Here is a 14,839-nt window from a genome sequence, read left to right on the forward strand (position 1 = left end):
TGCGGTCAGGCGAGGGGGAGGAGGTCGCGTTCGGCGAACACCTTCTTGGCGGTGAAGGTGGCGTTCAGGGCGCGCGGGAAGCCGCAGTAGACCGCGGAGTGGAGGAAGGCCTCGATGATCTGTTCGGGGGTCAGGCCGACGTTGAGGGCGGCGTTGATGTGGACCTCGAGCTGGGGCTCGCAGCCGCCGAGGGCGGTGAGCATGCCGAGGGTGACGAGCTGGCGGTCCCGCGGCTCCAGGCCGGGGCGTGCGTAGATGTCGCCGAAGGCCCCAGGCGACGACCTGGTGACCCAGCTCGGGGGCGATGTCGGCGAGCGCGTCGATGACTCGGGCTCCGGCCTCGCCGTCGATCGCGTCGAGGATCTCGCGGCCGTGGTCGTGGCGCGCGGAGCGGGAGATGGGGTCCTGGGTGGGGTTCTCGAAGGTCATGCCGCGCACGCTAGGAGTTGGAGTGCACTCGAAGTCAACGGAGCGACGCGGACACTAGGAGGCGTACGCGATCTGCTCCTGGATCTCGAAGCGGAGGCCGTCGGCGGCGGCGATGTAGACGTCCTGGTCCACGAGGTTGCCCTGCATGCGCATCAGGCCGCGGGGGCTGGAGTAGGTGTGGTGGTCGGTGAGACGCAGCGCCGGCTCGACCTCGAGCCCGCCGCAGGCGTCGCCGATCTGACGCAGGAACATCAGCGACTCGTAGCAGGACTCGCCCACGGCGTTGAGGGAGGGGGCGTACTCGCCGAAGCGGCGGTAGTAGCGCTCGGCCAGGCCCGCCGACTCGGGGGTCGTGAGGCCGTCGAAGTAGGCAGCGGCCGCGAAGACGTTCGCGTTGGCGCCGACGCCGCCGGCGAGCAGAGTGTTCTCCTCGACGGCAGGGCTCAGCCGGGTCAGCGACGAGCTCAGCCCGGCGGCGGCGAACTGGCGGTTGAAGTGCACCGCGTCCTGCCCCATCAGCAGCATGATCACCCCGTCCTGCCCGCCACCCTCCAGGCCGCGCAGCACGCCGGCGAAGTCGCGGGTCCCCAGCGGGACGTACGTCTCGCTCACGACCTCCGAGGGCGACCCGTGCAGCGCGGCCCGGGCCGTCGAGCCGGTGACGCGCGGGAAGACGTAGTCGTTGCCGACCACCGCCCAGCGGGAGATGCCGTGGTTGGCCCGCATCCAGGCAGTGGCGGGGAGCAGCTGGTTGACCGGGCGCTCCCCGATCATGAAGACCCCGGGAGTGTCGTCCCCGCCCTCGTGCATGGCGGCGAAGGCGTACAGCGCCCGGCCGCCGACGCGGGCGGTGATCGCCTGACGTACGGCCGAGATGTGCCAGCCGGCGATGGCGTCGACCCGGCCGAGCTCGACGAGCCGCGCGACCTCGGCGGCCACCTCGTCAGGGGAACGCCCGGCGTCGACCGCGACGAGCTCGACCGGGCTCCCCGCGATCCCGCCGCCGCTGTTCAGGTCCTCGGCGGCGAGCTCGCCGCAGGCCAGGCAGCCGGGACCGTAGATGCCGGTCGGTCCCTGCATCGGCACCACGAACGCGATCGAGAGGGCGCCCGGAGGACGGGGCGCGAGGCCCAGCAGGGCATGGGAGGACGGCGTGTACGACGGTGGGGTCATCGACACCTGCTCCCGGACGGAATGTTGTCCTGATGACTCACCATTGAGCCGTTGGGTGGTTAGGGTACGGCAGACAGCGATCGTGGGGAGGACTCATGAAGGTTGCCGAGACGGTGGACACGGATCTGGCCGTGCTGCTCGCCCGGGCGCAGCGCCGGATCGAGCGTGCTCTCGCGGAGGCGTACGCCGACTTCGACCTCACTGCGGAGCAGTGGCGCATCCTCAGCGTGCTGCTCGACGAGCCCGGCCAGACGATGACGCGGCTCGCCGACGGCGCCGCCCTCCCGGCCGGCACCCTGACCCGTCACGTCGACCGGCTCGCCGAGCGCGGGCTGGTGCTGCGGAAGGTCCACGCCGAGGACAAGCGCCGCGCCGTGGTCGCCCTCTCGCCGGTCGGCAGCTCGGTCGCCCGGGAGCTCCGCGCCCGGCAGCGGACCGAGGCCGTCGCCCGGGTCGTCCACGACCTTCGGGCGGCCCTCGACTCGCTCCCCTGAGCCCTGTCGACGTCCGGCGTTTCCATCTGGAAACAAACCCTCCCCGGGCCTGACACACGGGCGAAACAACCCGTCCCTAGATTCCTTCCATTCGAGAGCAATTGTCCGATGGAAGGACCCCCATCCCGTGCGTACGAACTTCTCGAGCCGCATCCTCGCGGCCGGCTCGGTGCTCGCCCTGGGCATGACCGCGACCGCCTGTGGCGGCGCCAAGACCGGTGACACCGCGACCAGCGAGAGCTGCGTCGACACCAGCGGTGACACCGTCAAGATCGGCTTCCTCAACTCCCTGTCCGGCACGATGGCGATCAGCGAGACGACCGTCTTCAAGTCCCTGTCCATGGCGGCCGAGGAGATCAACGCCGACGGCGGCGTCCTCGGCAAGAAGCTCGAGATCGTCAGCGAGGACGGCCAGTCCGAGCCGACCGTCTTCGCCGAGAAGGCGACCAAGCTGATCCAGGACGACTGCGTCGCGGCCGTCTTCGGCGGCTGGACCTCCAGCTCGCGCAAGGCGATGCTGCCGGTCTTCGAGGGCAACGACGCGCTGCTCTTCTACCCGGTGCAGTACGAGGGCCTGGAGTCCTCGCACAACATCTTCTACACCGGCGCGACCACCAACCAACAGATCATCCCCGCCCTGGACTTCCTCAAGCAGGAGAAGAAGATCGAGTCGATCTTCCTGGTCGGCTCCGACTACGTCTTCCCGCGCACGGCCAACAAGATCATCAAGCAGTACGCCGCCGCCAACGGCATCGAGGTGCTCGGTGAGGAGTACCAGCCCCTGGGCTCGACCGACTTCGGCACGGTCGTCGACAAGGTCAAGGCCGCCGGTGCGGACGCGGTCTTCAACACCCTCAACGGCGACTCCAACGTGGCCTTCTTCAAGGAGTACAAGGGCAAGGGCCTGACCGCCTCGGCGATGCCGGTGCTTTCGGTCTCGATCGCCGAGGAGGAGGTCCCGGGCGTCGGCGTGGGCAACCTCGAGGGGCAGTACACGGCCTGGAACTACTACCAGACCATCGACAGCCCGGCCAACCAGAAGTTCGTGACCGATTTCAAGGCGGCCAACGGCGCCAAGGCGGTCACCTCCGACCCGATGGAGGCGGCCTACACCTCGCTCCACCTGTGGAAGGGCATGGTCGAGAAGGCCGACTCGTTCGCCGTCGAGGACGTCATCGACGCCTCCGACGGTGTCACCTACGACGCCCCTGAGGGCACCGTGGAGGTCGACGGCGAGAACCACCACATCGCCAAGACCGCACTGATCGGCCAGGTGAACTCCGCGGGTCTCATCGACACCGTCTGGTCCAGCGACGAGCCGATCGAGCCGGACCCCTACCTGAAGTCCTACGACTGGTGGAAGAACTAGCCCGTTGGACACGCTGCTCGCCCAGGTCTTCACCGGCGTCTCCGCCGGTGCGGTCCTGCTCCTCATCGCCCTCGGGCTCACCCTGACCTTCGGTCAGATGGGCGTGATCAACATGGCCCACGGCGAGTTCATCATGGCCGGCGCGTACACCGCCTACGTCGTCTCGACCATCGTCGCCAGCACCGAGCTGAGCCTGCTGATCGCGCTCCCCGCGGGGTTCGTGGTCGGCGGGCTCCTCGGGCTGGCGCTCGAGGCGAGCGTCCTGCGGTGGATGTACGCCCGGCCGCTGGACACGCTGCTGGTCACCTACGGTGTCGGTCTCGTCCTGCAGCAGGTCGCGCGCGACATCTTCGGGGCTCCGGCCAAGGAGGTGCCCGCGCCCGGCTGGCTGGACGGGTCGATCCCGATCCTGGGCTACGACTTCCCGCTGACCAGGCTCTTCATCATCGTCCTGGCAGGAGCCTGCGTGGCGGCGCTGCTGATGGTGCTCCGGTTCACCGCCCTCGGGCGGCAGATCCGGGCGACCGTCGGCAACCGCGACCTCGCCGAGACCATCGGCATCTCGACCCGCCGCACCGACCGGGCCACCTTCTTCATCGGGTCCGGCCTGGCCGGTGTGGCCGGGGTGGCGCTCACGCTGCTCGGGTCGACCGGCCCCAACCTCGGCACGTCCTACATCGTGCAGGCGTTCCTGGTGGTCGTGGTCGGCGGCATCGGGCACCTCAAGGGCACGATCGTCGCCGCCCTCGGGATCGGTCTGCTGCAGGCCTTCCTCGCCCACGCCCTGACCGGCTCGGTCGCCCAGGTGATCGTCTTCCTCGCGATCGTCGCGTTCCTGCAGCTGCGCCCGCAGGGCATCCTCTCGGTCCGGACCAGGAGCCTGGCATGAGCATGAAGACCCTGAGAATCAAGCACAGCTCTCCGTACGTCGGCTGGCTGCTGCTCGCGGTCGCCCTGCTCGTCCTCGCCCCGGCGGTCCTGTCCGACTTCCGCCTCGGCCTGCTCGCGAAGTACTGCTGCTACGCCATCGCGGCGGTCGGCATCGGCCTGGCCTGGGGCCGCGGCGGGATGCTGGTGCTCGGCCAGGGGCTCTACTTCGGCATCGGTGCCTACGCGATGGCGATGCACCTCAAGCTCGCCGACGCCGGCCCCGGCGGGGTGCCGGACTTCATGGCGCTCTACGGTGACGCCACGGTGCCGGGCTGGTGGGAGCCGCTGCGCAACGGCGGGCTCACGCTCGTCGTCATCCTCGTCCTGCCGGCACTGGTGGCGGGCCTGCTGGGGCTCGCGGTGTTCAAGCGGCGGATCAAGGGGGCGTACTTCGCCATCCTGAGCCAGGCGCTCGCGGCCGCCTTCGCGATCCTGCTCGTCGGCCAGGTCAAGACCACCGGCGGCGCCAACGGGCTCAACAACTTCCAGGGCTTCTTCGGGTACGCCCTGTTCGACCCGGCCAACAAGCGGATGCTCTACTTCATCGCCGCCGGGATCCTGCTGGTCTCGATCCTGGCGATGGCCTGGCTCTACCGCACCCGCTTCGGTGAGCTGCTGGTCGCCGTCCGCGACGGCGAGGAGCGGGTCCGGTTCCTCGGCACCGACCCGGCCAACGTCAAGCTCGCGGCGTACGTCATCGCGGCCGTCCTCGCATCGATCGGCGGTGCGCTCTTCGTGCCGATCGCCGGGATCGTCTCGCCCGACGACGTCGGCGTGGTCGCCTCCATCGGCCTGCTCGCCGGGGTCGCGCTGGGCGGTCGCGCCTCGCTGCTCGGCCCGGCCGTCGGCGCGCTCCTGGTCGGCTACGCCGAGACCTCGCTCTCGGAGGCCTTCCCCGGGTCCTGGTCCTACTTCCAGGGGGCGCTGTTCGTGCTGGTCATCCTGCTGTTGCCGGGCGGGCTGGCGCAGCTGCTGGGGCTGGTGAGGGGCCTCCTCTCGCGCCGCTCGGCGGCCAAGACGTCCGACGAAGCAGAGACCCGGGTGCGGGAGGAGGTGACGGCATGACCGTGGAGACGTTGCAGGTGAGCGACCTGCGGGTCGAGTTCGACGGGTTCGTCGCGATCGACGGGGTGTCCCTGAGCCTCGAGCCGGGTCGGCTGCACTTCCTGATCGGCCCCAACGGAGCCGGGAAGACGACGCTCGTCGACGCTCTGACCGGTCTGGCGAAGGGGAGTGGTGAGGCGCGGTATCGCACACGCGATCTGCTCGCGCTGGCATCGCACCGGATCACCCGCCTCGGGGTGGGACGTACGTTCCAGACGGCCACGGTCTTCGAGGAGCTGAGCGTGCTGCAGAACCTCGACATCGCCGCCGGCGTGCACCGGGCGCGGTGGCGGCTGATGCTGCCGCGACGGGGAACACCCGAGCAGGTTGCCGAGGTGCTGGAGACCGTGGGGCTCACGGAGCTGGCGGACCGGCCCGCGGGCGTGCTCTCGCACGGCCAGAAGCAGTGGCTGGAGATCGGCATGCTGCTGGTCCAGGACTCCTCGGTGATGCTGCTCGACGAGCCCGTCGCCGGGATGTCGGCCGAGGAGCGGGAGGAGACCGGCGAGCTGCTGCGCCGGATCAGCCCCGAGCGGACCGTCGTGGTCATCGAGCACGACATGGACTTCGTACGACGCTTCGCTGACATCGTGACCGTGCTGCACGCGGGGAAGGTGATCGCTGAGGGCACGGCCGCCGAGATCAGAGAGGACGCCGAGGTGCAGCGGGTCTATCTAGGAGAGGACGCCTGATGCTGAGGATCGAGTCGGTCACCGGCGGCTACGGCCGGACCACGGTGCTCCACGAGGTCAGCCTCGAGGTCCCGACCGGCGCCGCGGTGGCGCTGATGGGACACAACGGCGCGGGCAAGACGACCCTGCTCAAGGCGGCGGTCGGGCTGGTCCGGGCCAAGAGCGGCCGGGTGCTGCTCGACGGCGAGGACGTCACCGCGCTGAGGCCGAGCGCGCGTGTCCGGCGAGGGCTGGGCTACGTCCCGCAGGGCCAGCAGAGCTTCGGCGACATGACCGCGCTGGAGAACCTCCAGCTGGTCGGCGACCGGGCCGGGATCAGCGAGATGCTCGACCTTTTCCCCGCGCTCAAGGAGCTGCTCGGCAGGCGCGCCGGGCTCCTCTCCGGCGGTCAGCGCCAGCAGCTCTCGATCGCGCGTACGCTGCTGACCAGGCCGCGGCTGCTGATCCTCGACGAGCCGACCGAGGGCATCCAGCCCAACGTGGTCGCCGAGATCGAGCGGGTGATCGCCGAGCTCACCGGGCGCGGCGACCTCACGGTGCTGCTGGTCGAGCAGCACGTCGGGTTCGCGCTGCGTACGGCCTCCGCCTACTACATCCTCGAGTCCGGCCGGATCACCGCACGCGGTGACGGCGGCTCCGAGGCACACGATCACGTCCGATCCCAGCTGGCCGTCTAGAGAGTCGAGAGAGTTGGCGACATGCATCTGACCCCGTCCGACACCGAGAAGCTGCTCCTGTCCGTGGCCGGGATGGTCGCTCGCGACCGGCTCGCCCGCGGGGTGCTCCTCAACTATCCCGAGTCGGTCGCCCTGCTCTCCACCTGGGTGATCGAGCGGGCGCGCGAGGGGGCCTCGGTCTCCGACCTGATGACGCGGGGACGTGCCGTGCTGACCCGCGAGCAGGTCATGCCCGACGTGGTCGACATGCTCGTCGAGGTGCAGGTCGAGGCCACCTTCCCCGACGGTCGCAAGCTCGTCACCATCCACCAGCCCATCGCCTGAGGAGGCCAGCATGTCCGTGCAGTCCAGCGGTCCCGGAGCCGTACGTGTCGCCGACGGCACCATCCGGCTCAACACCGACCGGAGCGAGTCGGAGCGGCGTACGTTGGTCGTCCTCAACACCGGCGACCGGCCGGTCCAGATCGGCTCCCACATCCACCTCGCCGAGGTGAACTCGGCGCTCTCCTTCGACCGTGAGGCGGCCGAAGGGTTCCGGCTCGACATCCCCGCGGGCACCTCGCGCCGGTTCGAGCCGGGTGCGTCCCGGGAGGTCGCGATCGTGGCGTTCAAGGGCGCCCGCGTCGTGCCCGGCATCCAGATCAAGCACAGCCAGATCGAGGAGGGGTGATGGTGGAGATCACCAGGACCGAGTACGCCGCGCTCTACGGCCCCACGACCGGTGACCAGGTGCGCCTGGGTGACACCGACCTGTGGATCGAGGTCGAGGACGACCTGACCGCCGGCGGCGAGGAGTCGGTCTTCGGTGGCGGCAAGTCGATCCGCGAGTCGATGAACCAGTCCACGGTGCCGTCGTCCGAGGGTGCGCTCGACACGGTGATCACCAACGCGCTCGTGCTCGACCACTGGGGCATCGTCCGCGCCGACGTCGGGATCCGCGGCGGGAGGATCGTCGCCCTGGGCCGCTCCGGCAACCCCGACATCGCCGACGGCGTCCACCCCGACCTGATCATCGGACCGGGCACCGACGTGGTCAGCGGCGAGGGCAAGATCCTGACCGCCGGGGCCATCGACGTCCACGTACATCTGCTGTCCCGGTCCCAGATCGTCGAGGCGATCTCGACCGGGACCACCACCATCGGGGGTGGTGGTACGGGGCCGTCGGAGGGGTCCAAGGCCACGACGGTCACCGGTGGGCCATGGCATCTGCAGACCGTCCACCGCGCCCTCGACGATCTGCCGGTCAACCTGCTGCTGATGGGCAAGGGCAACACCGTCTCCGCGGCCGGCCTGGCCGAGCAGGCGCTGGCCGGGGCCGCGGCGTACAAGGTCCACGAGGACTGGGGCTCGACCCCGGCCGCCATCGATGCCTCGCTGCGGGCGGCCGACGAGCACGGTCTGCAGGTCACGTTGCACTCGGACTCGCTCAACGAGGCGGGCTACCTGGAGTCGACGGTCGCCGCGATCGCCGGCCGCTCGATCCACGCCTTCCACGCCGAGGGCGCCGGGGGAGGGCACGCGCCCGACATCCTCTCGGTCGCCTCGCTGCCGCACGTCATCCCCGGCTCCACCAACCCGACCCTGCCGCACACCGTCAACACCGTCGCCGAGCACCTCGACATGCTGATGGTCTGCCACCACCTCAACCCACGGGTGCCGGAGGACCTGGCCTTCGCCGAGTCCCGGATCCGGGCGACCACGATCGCCGCTGAGGACGTGCTGCACGACCTCGGCGCGCTCTCGATCACCTCCTCCGACGCCCAGGCGATGGGCCGCATCGGCGAGGTCATCTGCCGGACCTGGCAGGTCGCCCACGCGATGAAGGCCCGCCTCGGCCCGCTGGGTGGTCCGGCCGACAACGTGAGAGCGAAGAGGTACGTCGCGAAGTACACGATCAACCCCGCCATCGCCCACGGGATCGCCGCCGAGGTCGGCTCGGTGGAGCCCGGCAAGATGGCCGACCTGGTCCTGTGGGACCCGCGGTTCTTCGGGATCCGGCCCGAGGTGGTGATGAAGGGCGGCGCGCTGATCTGGGGTGCCCTCGGCGACCCGAACGCCTCCATCCCGACCCCGCAGCCGGTGCTCATGCGACCGGCGCTGGTCGGGCCGGGTGCGGACCACGCGGTCTCCTTCGTCGCCCCGTCAGCGCTCGACGCCGGACTCGCCGATCGCCTCGGTCTGCGTCGTCGCCTCGTCGGCATCGAGCCGACCCGGGAGATCGGGAAGGCGCAGATGGTCAACAACGACGCGACCCCGGACATCCGGGTCGAGCCCGAGACGTTCCGCATCCACGTCGACGGCGAGCTGATCGAGCCTGCCCCTGCGACCGAGCTGCCGCTGACCCAGCTCTACTCGATGTTCTGATCGCGATGTCCGAGAACCTGCTCATGATGTTGCTGGCCGACGCCCGTCTCCCGGTCGCCGGCCACACCCAGTCGGGCCAGCTGGAGGCAGCCGTACGCGCCGGGCTCACCGCCGAGCAGGTGCCGGTCTTCATGCGGTCGCGACTGGCCAGCGTCGTGCGGGTCGAGGCGGGCACGGCGGCGGTGGCGCTGCATCGGCTGCGCGCCGGTCTGCCGCTGGAGCCGGTCGTCGATGCGTGGGCGGCCCGCACCCCCGCGGCCCCGATGCGGGACACCTCGCGCACGCTCGGCCGCGCGCTGTTGCGGCTGGTCAGGCGCCTGTTCCCGGACTCACCGCACGTCGCGTCGGTGGCCCGCCTCGAGCGGCCGTGCCGTCCGCTCGTCCTGGCCGCGGCGGCCGCCGCCGGTGGGCTCGCGCCGGCCTCGCTGGGCCGGCTGGTGGCGTACGACGACCTGCAGACGGTCGCCTCGGCAGCCCTCAAGCTGGTGCCCCTCGATCCGCTCGACGCCACCTCCTGGGTGCACGACCTGCTCCCGGAGGCCGATCGGCTCGCCACCGAGGTCGCCCCGCTCACCGATCCCGACCAGATTCCCGCGCCCAGCGCACCCCAGCTCGACCTGTGGGCACTCGCCCACGCCGACACGACCAGGAGGTTGTTCAGTGCCTGAAACTGTGACGAACGATGGAGCCAAGAACGGCAGGGGGCTGCGCATCGGGGTCTGCGGGCCGGTCGGCACCGGCAAGAGCTCGCTGATCGCGCTGCTGTGCCGCGAGCTCTCCGCCGACCTGGAGATCGGCGTGGTCACCAACGACATCTACACCGACGAGGACGCTCGCTTCCTCCGCTCCGCGGGTGTGCTCGACCCGGCCCGGATCCGGGCCGTCGAGACCGGCGCCTGCCCGCACACCGCGATCCGCGACGACGTCACCGCCAACCTGATCGCGGTCGAGGAGCTCGAGGAGGAGTTCGCGCCGCTGGACGTGGTCCTGGTCGAGTCCGGCGGCGACAACCTCACCGCGACCTTCTCCCCGGCGCTGGTCGACACCCAGATCTTCCTGATCGACGTCGCCGGCGGCGGCGACGTCGCCCGCAAGGGTGGCCCCGGCATCGAGCGCGCCGACCTGCTCGTCGTCAACAAGACCGACCTGGCCCCGTACGTCGGTGTCGACCCGACAGCGATGGTCACCGACGCGGGGTCGGTGCGCGAGGGCCGCCCGGTCATCGCGCTCTCCCGCACGGACCCGGCCTCCGTCGAGGCGCTGATCGCCTGGGTGCGGTCCGAGCTGGCCCGCCACCGCGGCGGCGACCTGGTGCCGGCCGACCCCGGTCCGATGGCGCCGCACTTCCACGCGGACGGCAGCAGCCACACCCACGAGCACGACGCCGAGCATGTCCACGACCATCAGCACGCCTGAGCTGGCCGGCGGCGCCCTGACCCGGGTGCGGGTCGGAGCGGTCGACGGCACGCGCGTGCGCATCGAGACCGACGTAGCCGGCCCGGCCACGGCCCCGGCGCTGCGGCCGATGCTGCTGGCCAGCGACACGCGCTCGGCGCGGATCTCGCTGGTCCCGGACGGCGCGATGCTCCTGGCCGGCGACGACGTCACGGTCGAGGTCGAGGTGGGGGAGGGTGCGTGCCTGACCCTGGTCGAGCCGGCCGGGACGGTCGCGTACGACATGGACGGCGGCCATGCGTCCTGGTCGGTGCGCATCACCCTCGCGGCGAACGCCACCCTGGTCTGGGCCGGCGAGCCGTTCGTCGTCTCCGCCGGCGCCGACGTCACCCGCGACACCCGGGTCACCCTCGGCCCCGGGGCGCGGCTCGCGCTGCGCGAGACCCTCGTCCTCGGCCGCCACGGCGAGCGGCCCGGTCGGGTGAGCACCACCTGGTCGGCCCACGAGCACGACGGACGTCCGATTCTGGTCGAGTCGCTGACCCTGGACGCGGCGTCGCTGGCCCCCGGAATCCTCGGCCCGCACCGGGTGCTCGGGTCGGTCACCGTGCTTGGGCGAGACGTACCGCCCGAGGCCTGCCCGGACGGTCGGCTCGACCTGGAGCACGGCGGGACGTTGTGGCGCCACCTGGCCTCCGAGACCCATGAGGTCCCGGCACAGCCCTGGGAATGCGCCATCACTGGTTGATGTTTCAACGGGCATGACTGGGATCGAGTTCGGCCTGGACACCTTCGGCGGGGTCACCCGCGACGCCGAGGGCAAGCCGCAGCACCACGCGCAGGTGATCCGGAACATCGTCGAGGAGGGCGTGCTGGCCGACCAGGTCGGGCTCGACTTCTTCGGGGTGGGCGAGCACCACCGCCGCGACTTCGCCGTCTCCAGCCCGGAGATGGTGCTCGCCGCGGTCGCCGCTCGCACCGAGCGGCTGCGGCTCGGCTCCGCGGTGACCGTGCTCAGCTCCGACGACCCGGTGCGGGTCTTCGAGCGGTTCGCCACCCTCGACGCGGTCTCGAACGGCCGCGCGGAGATCGTCGCCGGACGCGGCTCGTTCACCGAGTCGTTCCCGCTGTTCGGCTTCGACCTCGCCGACTACGAGGAGCTCTTCGAGGAGCGCCTCGAGCTGCTCGCCGCGCTCCTGAAGGAGGAGAAGGTCACCTGGGAGGGTCGCACCCGCGCCGCGCTCACCGACCAGGAGGTCTTCCCGCGCACGGAGAACGGCCTGACCGCCTGGGTCGGCGTCGGCGGCAGCCCGGAGTCGGTCGTCCGTACCGCCCGCCACGGCTTCGGCCTCTTCCTGGCGATCATCGGCGGCCCGGCCGACCGGTTCGCGCCCTACATCGACCTCTTCGAGCGCGCCCAGGACGAGTTCGGGGTGCCGCGGCAGCGCGTCGCGGTCCACTCGCCCGGGTTCGTCGCGGCCACCGACGAGCAGGCCCGCGAGACGGTCTACGAGGGCTGGCTGGCGATGCGGACCCAGATCGGCCGCGAGCGCGGCTGGCCGCCGCCCAGCCCCGGCGACTTCGAGCGCGAGATCGAGGGCGGCTCCCTCTACGTCGGCTCGCCCGAGACGGTCGCCCGGAAGCTGGCCGGCACCATCAAGGTGCTCGGCGTGGACCGCTTCGACCTGAAGTACGACCAGGGCCAGGTGCGTCACGAGGACCTGATGGGCTCGATCGAGCTCTACGGCACCCAGGTCGTGCCGCTGGTCAAGGACATGCTGGGCTGATCGCGCCCAGCTCGACGGTCTCGACGCGTGTCGCCACCACCTCGCCGGCATGCAGCACGGTCCGCGAGGTGGGGGCGGCCGCGATCGCCGCCGCCGGCGTCGGCACGTCGAGGACCAGCAGGTCCGCGGGCGCGCCGACGACGATGCCGTACGCCTCCATCCCGACCGCCCGCGCGGCGGCGTCGGTGACGAGGTCGAGGGCGACGGCGAGGGTCTCGTCGGTGCGGAAGCCGGACTGGTAGGCGACCTGACGCGCGATCGCGAGCATGTCGCCGTCGCCGTAGGGCCACCAGGCGTCGCGGATGTTGTCCGAGCCGGACCAGACCGTCGCGCCCTCCTCGCGCAGCGCCAGCACCGGCGGCATCGGCCCGGCCGGCCCGTTGGTCAGCACCGCGACGCCGGCCTCGGCGAAGAGCCCACCGACGCGACGGGCCTGGTCGAGGGGAATCGAGCCGAGGCCGTACGCGTGGCTGACGTTGACCCTCCCGCCCAGCCCCTCGATGCGGGTGTGCGCGGCGATCAGCTCGTACTGGCGGACGGCGCTCGCGCCCAGGTCGTGGAGGTGGATGTCGACGCCGGCGCCGTGCCGGGCGGCGAGGCCGAAGACGACGTCGAGGTGGGCCTCGGCGTCGCCGTCGAAGCCGTCCGGGTCCAGCCCGCCGACGAGGTCCGCGCCCGCGGCCAGGGCCTCCTCGAGGAGCTTCTCGGTGCCCGGTGAGGTGGTGATCCCGCTCTGCGGGAAGGCGACGATCTCGATCCGCAGCCGGCCGCGGAGCGCCTCGCGCACCTCCAGGACGGCCTCCAGACCGGCGAGGCCGACCTCGGGGTCGATGTCCACATGCGTACGCACCGTCCCCGTGCCGAAGGAGATCATCTGCTCCGCCAGCGCGCGGGCGCGCTCCACCACGGGCACGGCGACCTCGGCACGCAGCGTGTGCTCGGCAGCGACCCGCTCGCGGACGGTGGTGCCGGGGCGGTGCGGCTGCCAGCCGGCGCCGAGGAAGGTCTTGTCCAGGTGGGCGTGGCCGTTGACCAGGGCGGGCAGGAGGAGCGCGCCGCCCAGGTCCGTGTCGCCCTCGGCCGTGGCGGAGGACGGCGGCGAGACCGCCGAGATCCGGCCGTCGGCCAGCGCGACGTCGACCCGGGAGCCGTCGGCGAGGGTGGCGTTGCGAAGCGTCCTGCTGGTCATGAGGTGACCTCCATGGTCTGCGTACGAATCCTGCGCTGCCGGTGCACGAGTGTTCCCGACCGGGTCGAGGCCAGCACCGAGGGGACCTGGAGCGCGACGAGTCGGGGGTCGTCGGTGTCGAGGACGACCAGGTCGGCGACGTCGCCCGCCGCGGTGCCGTGCGGGGCCCGCTCCAGGATCTGGGCCGGGTGCTCGGTGATCGAGGCGACGAGCAGGTCCAGCATCTGCGGACCGACCAGCTGCCGGGTCAGCCCGGCCGTCCAGGCGGCCTGGAGCAGGTTGCCGTTGCCGTAGGGGGAGAAGGCGTTGTGGAGGTTGTTGTTCGAGACCGCGACCCGCACCCCGGCGGCGTGGGCTCGCTCCAGCGGGGCGAGGCTCCGGCTGCCGGGCTCACCGGTCCCGCCGAGGTAGAGATCGGTGGCCGGCATCACGACCAGCGAGATCCCGGCCTCCGCCATCAGGGCGTAGGCGACCTCCTGCTCGTCCACGGGCATCGCGGCGAGCTTGGTGACGTGCCCGACGGTGACATGGCCCTGCATCCCGAGGGCGCGGGTGCGCTCGGCGACGGCCGCGACCATCGACCGCGACGGGTCGTCGTCGAAGTCGAGGTGCAGGTCGACCGGGAGCCCGAACCGCTCGGCCAGGCCGAAGACGACGTCGAGGTGGGCCTCCTGGTCGTCGTCGACGTACGGGCAGCCGCCGACGACCCCGCCGCCGTGGCGCAGCGCGGCGCTCATCAGCGCGGCCACCTCGCGAGTGATCCCGTTCTGCGGGAAAACCGAGAGCTGCAGGTCGATCCGCTCGGCGTTCTCCTCGCGCAGCGCGATGTGCAGGTCCAGCATGTCGAGCCGGATGTCGGCGTCGACCTCGACGTGCGCACGTGCCGCCACGACCCCGTGGCGCACCAGTGACTCCACGCCCTGCCGGGCGCCGACCTCGACGATCCCCGCGGGCTGCGTACGCCGCACCTCCTGCATCAGCGTGATCGCCGGGCCCACGCCCGGGCCGGTGGGCTCGAGCCCACCGGCGCCGAGCAGGTGCGCCTTGTCGAGGTGGACGTGGGCGTCGACGAAGGCCGGCATCACGACCGCTCCGTCGGCATCCATGACGGTCTCCGGCCCGATGGGGGACGGGTCGGAGACCGTCGAGACAACGCCGCCGTCGATCCTGAGATCGACCAGTCCGGCGGGCGTACGGGCCCCGAGGATGCGAGCGATCACGGTGCTTGCCTGCGTA

Annotated in this window: 17 protein-coding genes; 13 read left to right on the top strand and 4 right to left on the bottom strand. The window is 71.4% G+C overall.

Annotated elements, in window-relative coordinates:
• Positions 1-5: 5 nt before the first annotated feature.
• Complete coding sequence (locus tag ACZ6WN_RS26065; RefSeq protein WP_465869272.1) at positions 6-257, bottom strand: carboxymuconolactone decarboxylase family protein; 252 nt, start codon at positions 255-257, stop codon at positions 6-8.
• Positions 258-483: 226 nt separating this feature from the next.
• On the bottom strand, positions 484-1,602 hold the full coding sequence (locus tag ACZ6WN_RS26070; protein ID WP_465868895.1) for a substrate-binding domain-containing protein: 1,119 nt from the start codon (positions 1,600-1,602) through the stop codon (positions 484-486).
• 95 nt (positions 1,603-1,697) lie between these two features.
• On the opposite strand from ACZ6WN_RS26070, the gene ACZ6WN_RS26075 reads away from it, so the two are divergent.
• The 13 genes from ACZ6WN_RS26075 (at position 1,698) to ACZ6WN_RS26135 (ending at position 12,414) form a co-directional block, all read left to right on the top strand.
• On the top strand, positions 1,698-2,096 hold the full coding sequence (locus ACZ6WN_RS26075; protein WP_465868897.1) for a MarR family winged helix-turn-helix transcriptional regulator: 399 nt from the start codon (positions 1,698-1,700) through the stop codon (positions 2,094-2,096).
• A 127-nt stretch (positions 2,097-2,223) separates the two neighbouring features.
• Positions 2,224-3,465, top strand: coding sequence for an urea ABC transporter substrate-binding protein (gene urtA, locus ACZ6WN_RS26080; RefSeq protein WP_465868899.1), 1,242 nt, complete (start codon positions 2,224-2,226; stop codon positions 3,463-3,465).
• A gap of 4 nt (positions 3,466-3,469) precedes the next feature.
• On the top strand, positions 3,470-4,354 hold the full coding sequence (urtB, locus tag ACZ6WN_RS26085) for an urea ABC transporter permease subunit UrtB (RefSeq protein WP_465868900.1): 885 nt from the start codon (positions 3,470-3,472) through the stop codon (positions 4,352-4,354).
• Positions 4,351-5,460 carry an urea ABC transporter permease subunit UrtC gene (gene urtC / locus ACZ6WN_RS26090; RefSeq protein WP_465868901.1) on the top strand — a complete coding sequence of 370 codons (1,110 nt, stop codon included), beginning with the start codon at positions 4,351-4,353 and terminating at the stop codon, positions 5,458-5,460. The genes urtB and urtC overlap by 4 nt, the downstream gene beginning before the upstream one ends.
• On the top strand, positions 5,457-6,191 hold the full coding sequence (gene urtD, locus ACZ6WN_RS26095) for an urea ABC transporter ATP-binding protein UrtD (RefSeq protein ID WP_465868903.1): 735 nt from the start codon (positions 5,457-5,459) through the stop codon (positions 6,189-6,191). Before urtC ends, urtD begins: the two co-directional genes overlap by 4 nt.
• Positions 6,191-6,868, top strand: a complete 678-nt coding sequence (locus ACZ6WN_RS26100) for an ATP-binding cassette domain-containing protein (protein WP_465868904.1) — start codon at positions 6,191-6,193, stop codon at positions 6,866-6,868. Before urtD ends, ACZ6WN_RS26100 begins: the two co-directional genes overlap by 1 nt.
• A gap of 21 nt (positions 6,869-6,889) precedes the next feature.
• Positions 6,890-7,192, top strand: a complete 303-nt coding sequence (locus ACZ6WN_RS26105) for an urease subunit gamma (RefSeq protein ID WP_465868906.1) — start codon at positions 6,890-6,892, stop codon at positions 7,190-7,192.
• 10 nt (positions 7,193-7,202) lie between these two features.
• The gene (gene ureB / locus ACZ6WN_RS26110) at positions 7,203-7,538 is read left to right on the top strand and encodes an urease subunit beta (RefSeq protein ID WP_465868908.1); all 336 of its coding nucleotides are present in this window, start codon (positions 7,203-7,205) and stop codon (positions 7,536-7,538) included.
• The gene (locus ACZ6WN_RS26115; RefSeq protein ID WP_465868910.1) at positions 7,538-9,232 is read left to right on the top strand and encodes an urease subunit alpha; all 1,695 of its coding nucleotides are present in this window, start codon (positions 7,538-7,540) and stop codon (positions 9,230-9,232) included. The genes ureB and ACZ6WN_RS26115 overlap by 1 nt, the downstream gene beginning before the upstream one ends.
• A gap of 5 nt (positions 9,233-9,237) precedes the next feature.
• Positions 9,238-9,900 (top strand): urease accessory protein UreF, encoded by a 663-nt coding sequence (locus ACZ6WN_RS26120; protein WP_465868912.1) that lies wholly within the window; start codon positions 9,238-9,240, stop codon positions 9,898-9,900.
• A gap of 4 nt (positions 9,901-9,904) precedes the next feature.
• Positions 9,905-10,648 carry an urease accessory protein UreG gene (ureG, locus tag ACZ6WN_RS26125; protein WP_465868913.1) on the top strand — a complete coding sequence of 248 codons (744 nt, stop codon included), beginning with the start codon at positions 9,905-9,907 and terminating at the stop codon, positions 10,646-10,648.
• Positions 10,623-11,375 (top strand): urease accessory protein UreD, encoded by a 753-nt coding sequence (locus tag ACZ6WN_RS26130; RefSeq protein ID WP_465868914.1) that lies wholly within the window; start codon positions 10,623-10,625, stop codon positions 11,373-11,375. The genes ureG and ACZ6WN_RS26130 overlap by 26 nt, the downstream gene beginning before the upstream one ends.
• A gap of 13 nt (positions 11,376-11,388) precedes the next feature.
• Entirely contained in the window at positions 11,389-12,414 is a 1,026-nt protein-coding gene (locus ACZ6WN_RS26135; RefSeq protein ID WP_465868915.1) for an Atu2307/SP_0267 family LLM class monooxygenase, read from the top strand.
• Here the strand turns inward: ACZ6WN_RS26135 and ACZ6WN_RS26140 are convergent.
• Positions 12,395-13,603, bottom strand: a complete 1,209-nt coding sequence (locus tag ACZ6WN_RS26140; protein WP_465868916.1) for an amidohydrolase — start codon at positions 13,601-13,603, stop codon at positions 12,395-12,397. The genes ACZ6WN_RS26135 and ACZ6WN_RS26140 overlap by 20 nt on opposite strands.
• Positions 13,600-14,823 carry an amidohydrolase family protein gene (locus ACZ6WN_RS26145; protein WP_465868918.1) on the bottom strand — a complete coding sequence of 408 codons (1,224 nt, stop codon included), beginning with the start codon at positions 14,821-14,823 and terminating at the stop codon, positions 13,600-13,602. The genes ACZ6WN_RS26140 and ACZ6WN_RS26145 overlap by 4 nt, the downstream gene beginning before the upstream one ends.
• Positions 14,824-14,839 lie beyond the last annotated feature (16 nt).

It is taken from the genome of Nocardioides sp. NPDC054178 (assembly GCF_055585005.1).